At 57.2% G+C, this 818-nt stretch carries 2 pseudogenes; both read right to left on the bottom strand.

Going from position 1 to position 818, the window contains the following annotated elements:
* Positions 1-180: pseudogene (locus C5B90_RS21115) on the bottom strand (hypothetical protein); the annotation flags it as partial.
* Between the two features lie 47 nt (positions 181-227).
* A pseudogene (locus tag C5B90_RS19945) lies at positions 228-480 on the bottom strand (hypothetical protein).
* Between the last annotated feature and the right edge of the window lie 338 nt (positions 481-818).

The raw sequence follows: 818 nt of genomic DNA on the forward strand, positions 1-818 counted from the left end.
CCCCAGTTCCACGCGGAACCGGGTGAGCGCCGCGAGCGTGTCGACAACGAGCCCACAGCCGTCACAGGCGACGTGGTCACGTTCGTCGGGGTCTGACTCCGTCTGGATCGAGCAGTCGACGCAGACCGAATGAGTGACCCATTCGTCTTGTCCCCAGGAGTGCGCCTCGCCAGTCTCGATGTCGGGTGGGGCGTCGCAGAACGCATAGCCAGTAAGCGTTTGCTACATCACTCGCTCTCCTCGTCGGCGTCGCAGCCGGCCGTCCAGCCACGGTGAAAGACGGCAAGCTGCGTCGTCGAGTCGAAGGCGGTGCCATTCGGTTCGTGAACGAGGACGCGGTCCTCGGGAATCGGAGTGACGACGGCTGCGTCGACGAGGTCATTGACCAGGCGCTGGGCCGTCGCGGTCCTGGGCGAGTTATTCTTTCTCGAACTGTTCGTAATCGCAACTCGTGTCGTCGTGAGGATCGGGACCAGGCATGGTAAGTCACGCAGCGCACGCTGTCGTGCGCTGCACGCCTCCTGGCGTGCACGAGAAACGCTGATTTTCGTCTGCACACTAGAACGCAGAGCGTTCTGCCTGCTGAGTACTCACTAGTTCCTCTAAAATATCGAGGGACGGACGCTAGTTTGAATATGTCTATAGAACAAGACTCTCGGAAAGACATTGATACAAATGAACCGAAGTGAATATTTGCGGTATGATCAATGACGAAGCAGAAACATCCTAATCACGAACTCGAACAGTACTCTCGTGGAATGTTCCTGGCCCGGTTTTCTAATTGGGTCGTCAATTCCCTCGTTGAGGCAGATTATGCA

Source organism: Haloferax sp. Atlit-12N, from assembly GCF_003383095.1.
Taxonomy (GTDB): domain Archaea; phylum Halobacteriota; class Halobacteria; order Halobacteriales; family Haloferacaceae; genus Haloferax.